This window comes from Staphylococcus sp. HMSC62D11, from assembly GCF_001839145.1.
Lineage (GTDB): Bacteria > Bacillota > Bacilli > Staphylococcales > Staphylococcaceae > Staphylococcus > Staphylococcus lugdunensis.
Genome location: NZ_KV840201.1, coordinates 52,140 through 58,601 on the forward strand (window position 1 = coordinate 52,140; position 6,462 = coordinate 58,601).

The window sequence follows — 6,462 nt, forward strand, 5'->3', positions numbered from 1 at the left end:
ATTGTATCATAAGTGAGGTAGCAGACATATGAGAAACGATGAATATTACATGAAAATAGCTATAGCAGAGGCTCGAAAAGCTGAGGCTATTGGAGAAGTTCCCATTGGCGCCGTGATAGTTAAAGACACACAAGTGATTGCACGTGCACATAACTTACGTGAAACCTCACAACAGCCTACTGCACATGCAGAACATATTGCAATTGAACGCGCCTCGGAAGTATTAGGTAGTTGGCGTTTAGAAGCGTGCACGCTCTATGTCACTTTAGAACCATGCGTGATGTGTGCAGGTGCGATTGTGATGAGTCGTATACCTCGAGTAGTCTACGGTGCGATTGATCCTAAAGGCGGCTGTAGTGGTAGTTTGATGAATTTATTAGAACAACCACAATTTAATCATCAAGCTATTGTCAAAACAGGTGTACTTGAACAAGAATGTGGTCAATTGTTGCGATCATTTTTTCAACGGCTTAGAGAAAAAAAGAGAAGACAATTCAAGTCATAATACAAAGTGTGTGAAGTTTGTTAGAATAAGAAGGGTAAGAGATACTTACAATTTTTGGACATCATTTTATAGTATATAAAACATAAATTAACTTAACTACAAAAAATGAAATGAGGTTAATGAATGATAAAGTTAATAGCTACAGACATGGATGGCACACTACTAAATGCTGCTCATGAAGTTTCTGAAGAAAATATTAAAGCAATTAAATATGCGCAACAACAAGGTGTAACTGTGGTGATTGCTACAGGCCGAGCTTTCTATGAGGCAAGTACACCAATTGCGGAAACTGATTTATGTGTACCATTTATTTGTTTAAATGGTGCAGAAGTACGAGATGAGACATTTAACATTTTGCATACATCCCATCTTAATCATGAGTTAACACAGCGCATTCAGAATGTGTTAAAAGATCACAATACGTATTATCAAATCTACACCAATAGAGGGATTTATACAGAAAATCCAGATAAAGATTTAGAAATATACATGGATATAGCTAAGCATGCGGGTCAACAAGGTGATATCGATAAGATTAGAGCGGGAATTCAAAAACGCATCGATAATGGTACGCTTAACATTGTTAAAAATTATGATGATATCGAAGAAATTCCAGGCGAGATTATTATGAAAATATTAGCATTTAATCCAGACCTAGAAAAATTAACTAAGATAGAACAATTATTAGCACAATCACCAAATTTAGCAGTTTCATCATCAGCAAGAGGCAATTTAGAAATTACGCACTCTGATGCACAAAAAGGTATCGCATTAGAAACGATTGCTGAACAGTTACGTATAGATTTAGCAGATGTTATGGCAATTGGTGATAATTTAAATGACATGTCAATGCTAGAACGTGTAGGGTATCCAGTAGCGATGGCTAATGCCACACAAGCAGTGAAAGATGCGGCAGTATATGTAACAGACACCAATGAACAAAGTGGTGTAGGTAAAGCCATAATGAAATTATTGCAAAGCGAAAATAAATAAGGAGTGTTTTTTAGAATGAAAGGATTAATTATTGTGGGTAGTGCACGTGTCAATTCTCATACGAATGCACTGGCAAAATACTTACAACAGCTTTTTGATAATCACCAGGTAGAATGCGAAATCTTTGATTTAGCAGAAAAGCCATTACATCAATTAGACTTTTCAGGAACAACACAAGCTGCTAACACAATCAAAGAAAATGCTAAAGTGTTACAAGAAAAAGCTATGGCAGCAGATTTTATGATTCTAGGCACACCAACGTATCATGGTTCCTATTCTGGTATTTTAAAAAACGCGTTAGATTTCTTGAATATGGATCACTTCAAAATGAAGCCAATTGGATTAATAGGCAATAGTGGTGGCATTTTAACGTCAGAACCATTATCTCATCTACGTTTAATTGTACGCAGTTTACTAGGTATTGCAGTGCCAACACAAATTGCAACACACGATCATGATTATGGAACAGCAGCTGATGGTACATACTATTTACAAGATGATGAATTCCAATTACGTGCTAAATTATTTGTTGATCAAATTGTATCATTTGCTAACAATAGCCCATACGAACATTTAAAATAATAAGACAAAACATCTCAGTTTTGATACGCACCCCAAAAGTTAGATTTAATTTCTAATTTTTAGGGGTGTGTTTTTATATTGGAATGGTTGTTTTAGAAGACTTGAACAGTTTTATATAGATTGGTTAACAACAGTATACTATATTAATTAAAAATTAAATAAAAATATTCTATTATGTATTGTTCGGCATATATTTAGGTGATAATATAATTAATAGAGTGACTTTTAGACTTAAACAACAAGGAGTGATCATCAATGAAGTCCAAATCAAACAAGAATTTAGGTTTGAGTCCGATAAAACAAAATAAATACTCAATTCGTAAATTCAAATTAGGTGCAGCGAGTGTGACCGTAGCATCTTTATTAATCTTTGGTACGGCAGGCGTTGCTAAAGCAGCTGAAGTACATGGTGCTGATAAAGCTCAACAAGCTGAACATGTTGCTAATGTAGCTAAATCAGACACAGCTAAAGCAACAGAAGCACCACCGGCAGCAAGTACACAACAAAATGAAGTGAAAACTTCTGAAGCGCCAAACACTGCTAAAGCTGTTACTGATAAAGAAGCAATAACACCAACAGCCGCACCGAAAGAAGACAAAGTTGTAAGCGATAAAGCAACAACGCAAGACAAAAAAGAAACACGTGGATACAAAGCGAATAATACAGAACCACAAAAAGGAACTAACGCTATCGCTAATACCGGTAAACACGATCCACGTAATGGACAAGCAATTCCAGGATATGGCACAAGTAGCTTCCGTGATGGAGGAAATACGGTGTCTATTGATGGTGGGAAAATTACAGCTAGTGGACATGTAAATGTTGACGACCGTGTCAATACGACAACTGGTATCAGCTATGACTATACGCTTAATTTTAAAGAAGGCGCTTTTCATGAAGGCGACACATTTAAAATAGGTATTAAAGAATTAGGTGAAGATACACGTTTACCTAAAGAATTAAAAGCAGATGATGGCACTACTTTTGCAATCCGTGATTCATACAAAAGCTTATATAACAACCCTAATACGAATCAAATACCATTCTTCTCTCAACGTAACCCAGGTACAATCGACGAAAAACGCTCTTGGCATTTACAAAGTAGAGGTACATTTTTAGAAGGGGTTTATAAATTTACAAAAGAAGTAGAAAAATTAAAAAATCTACACTTTTCATTTAGTAATAAAGATGGATTACGATTCCCAGAAGTAACTAAAGATAAAAGAGTGACAGGTGCAATTTTAGTTAATGATCAAGTGATAGCATCTAAAGATTATACAGTGGTCGGACAAGCAATTTCACCGGCACCAGTTAATTTAAACAAAGCTGTTATAGATACTAGTGGTGACATTAACATTGACAAAGATGGCACCGTTAAAAGTAAATGGGAAAATTTACGTTTAAATACTAATGGTAAAACATTTACAACAAATACAACGTTTACAGTGACATTACCAGATACAGGTATGAACTCATTTGAAAAGGTTGGAGATTTTAATGAAACAGGCGTTATGATTGTAGAGGTAGCAAGCAATGCTTCCAATTCAGTAGCCAATGAAAATGATGTTGTATTAAAAGCACCTAAAGAGGATCCATCACGAATTGCTAAAGTTCGTGTAGAAAGTGTTCAACCTAATAAGTTAGTATTTAAACTTGTTTCTGGTCAATTAGATCCAAACAAGGTATATGTTTTTCTACTTAAAAATATGGGTGTAGAACGAAAAGTTAACAGCACAACGTTGAACTATTTAAGCCCTGACAAATCTTCAATTAGTGAGCAGGGAGCAACATTTGAAGTTACAAAAGATGGACAAAGATTGACAGACACATACACTACAACTGCAGGAGTAAACTGGAATGTAGTTGGTGATCGTACTAAACTTAATACTGGAGCTAGTCTTGCATTCTATGATGTTACATCAAGATATATTGACGGCAGTGGCAACCTATTAATTTCAGCTGATCCAGCTGTTGAACATGGTTTAGCATCTGTGGATGAGTTTAATACACATAATCCACAACCAAACTTTAATGAAGCTCAAGTTGGTAATCCAGATAATAGTCATGCAACAATTACGACTACAAACGGTTCAAATAAAAAAGTCACAGATATTACGCCACCTTATCTTATTAAAAAAGATGGTAAATATTATGTGTTTAACCAATATTTAACAAAAAGTAATTATTATCAAAACACAAGAACTTCTGGTACAATCGAACATTCTCCAGTGAACGTTGTAGCACAATATGCGAATGCAAAATTCGGTACAGTATCAGTAGGTTATGAAATTAAAGACTCAAATGAAAAACTAAAAGCTGATGAAGTCATTCGTGATGGTTCTGCTCAATTAACTAACATCGTAGGTAATCAATACACAGTTCCAAGTGATAAAGTGCCAAATACGATTGAAAAAGACGGTATCCTTTATGTATTAAGTAAAGTTCCTGCTGATGCACCTTCAAATGCAACAGGTCAAATCGCAGAAACACCGACACGTGTAGTTTATAAGTACACTAATGCATATGTATCTGTAACACCAGAAAATCCTGGTCATCCAGGTCAACCGATTGACCCAAATAACCCTAGTATCGTTTGGCCACGTTACACAGATTTAGCATCATTAACAAAATCAGTCACTCGAACAATTAAATATGTAGATGCTGAAAATACAAGTAAAGTGTTACATGCATCAGTTATTCAAACAGTTAAATTTACGCGCACACCAATTGTTAACGTAGTAAATGGTCGCATTGTTGGCTATGATGAAGACGGCAATGGCACAATTGATACGACATCAGCTGAGAATGCTTGGGTTCCAGAAAATTCAGGAGCTACAACTTGGCCTGAACAAACTTCACCAAAAGCAAATGAGTTAACTGAACAAGGTTATCATGAAACAACGACACCTTCAGTGGCAGCAGTAAGTGTTAATGCCTCTACAATCTCAACAGAAGTATTAGTTAAATATCAACGTCAAGACAAAGAAAAATATGAACCAACGCCTGGTCAAATTAATCATGATTATGGTACGCCGACAACAGCAGATGAAGTTAAAAATTCAGTTAAAGTGCCGGGTTATCCTACAAGTGTTGGTATACCAACAATAACAGTAGATAATCCAAATCAAATACCAAATGGTCAAACCCCAGGTACAGTAGTTATTCCAGTAACTGTAACGTACCCAGACGGTTCAAAAGATAAAACCACAGTTACTGTTGTAACAGGAAACCCTTTAAAAGATGCTTATGAACCATCTACTAAACCAATAAACAAACCATTTGGTACGCCAACAACAGCGGACGAAGTTAAAAAAGCAGTGACAGTACCAGATTACCCAAGTTCAAAAGGTACACCAGAAGTCACAATTGATGACCAAAGTAAAATACCAAATGGTCAAACACCGGGTACATATACAGTGCCGGTAACAGTGACATATCCAGATGGCTCAAAAGATCATGCCAATGTTACTGTTAATGTTGGAAACCCTGAAAATAGTACGTACGAACCACATGTTACACCAATAAACAAACCATTTGGTACGCCAACAACAGCGGACGAAGTTAAAAAAGCAGTGACAGTACCAGATTACCCAAGTTCAAAAGGTACACCAGAAGTCACAATTGATGACCAAAGTAAAATACCAAATGGTCAAACCCCAGGTACACACAATGTACCAGTGACAGTGACATATCCAGATGGCTCGAAAGATCATGTGAATGTTCCTGTTAATGTTGGTGATCCAGATAGCAGTAGACACGAACCAAAAGTAACACCAATCACAAAAGACTTTGGTACACCAACAACAGCGGATGATGTAACTAAAGCAGTAATCGTGCCAGATTATCCAAGCTCAAAAGGCACACCAACAGTAACAGTAGATAATCCAAGTACATTGCCAAATGGTCAAACGCCTGGAACGTACACAGTACCAGCAACGGTAACATACCCAGATGGCTCAAAAGATCATGTGAATGTACCGGTAACAGTGAAAGAACAACCAGACAAAGACAAATATGAACCAAAAGTGACACCAATCACAAAAGGCTTTGGTACACCAACAACAGCGGATGAAGTTAAAAAAGCAGTAACAGTACCAGATTACCCAAGTTCAAAAGGCACACCAACAGTAACAGTAGATAATCCAAGTACATTACCGAATGGTCAAACCCCAGGTACGCATAATGTGCCAGTGACGGTGACATATCCAGATGGCACAAAAGACCATGTGAATGTACCGGTAACGGTTGGTGATCCTGATAGTAGTAGACACGAACCAAAAGTAACACCAATCACAAAAGATTTTGGCACACCAACAACAACAGATGACGTAACCAAAGCGGTAACCGTACCGGATTATCCAAGTTCAAAAGGCACACCAGT

Annotated in this window: 4 protein-coding genes; all 4 read left to right on the top strand. The window is 36.6% G+C overall.

From position 1 onward, the window contains the following. Positions 1 to 28 precede the first annotated feature (28 nt). Positions 29 to 505: a tRNA adenosine(34) deaminase TadA gene (gene tadA, locus HMPREF3267_RS11160; RefSeq protein WP_002459916.1), complete on the top strand. Its 477-nt coding sequence runs from the start codon at positions 29 to 31 to the stop codon at positions 503 to 505. 123 nt (positions 506 to 628) lie between these two features. Further along, entirely contained in the window at positions 629 to 1,498 is an 870-nt protein-coding gene (locus HMPREF3267_RS11165) for a Cof-type HAD-IIB family hydrolase (RefSeq protein WP_062078509.1), read from the top strand. Positions 1,499 to 1,513: 15 nt separating this feature from the next. Beyond that, a complete protein-coding gene (locus tag HMPREF3267_RS11170; RefSeq protein WP_002459914.1) occupies positions 1,514 to 2,080 on the top strand; it encodes an NADPH-dependent FMN reductase in 567 nt (188 codons plus the stop codon). Positions 2,081 to 2,335: 255 nt separating this feature from the next. Then, positions 2,336 to 6,462 (top strand): Rib/alpha-like domain-containing protein (locus HMPREF3267_RS11175; protein WP_070866805.1); only part of this gene is annotated, 4,127 nt, incomplete at its 3' end.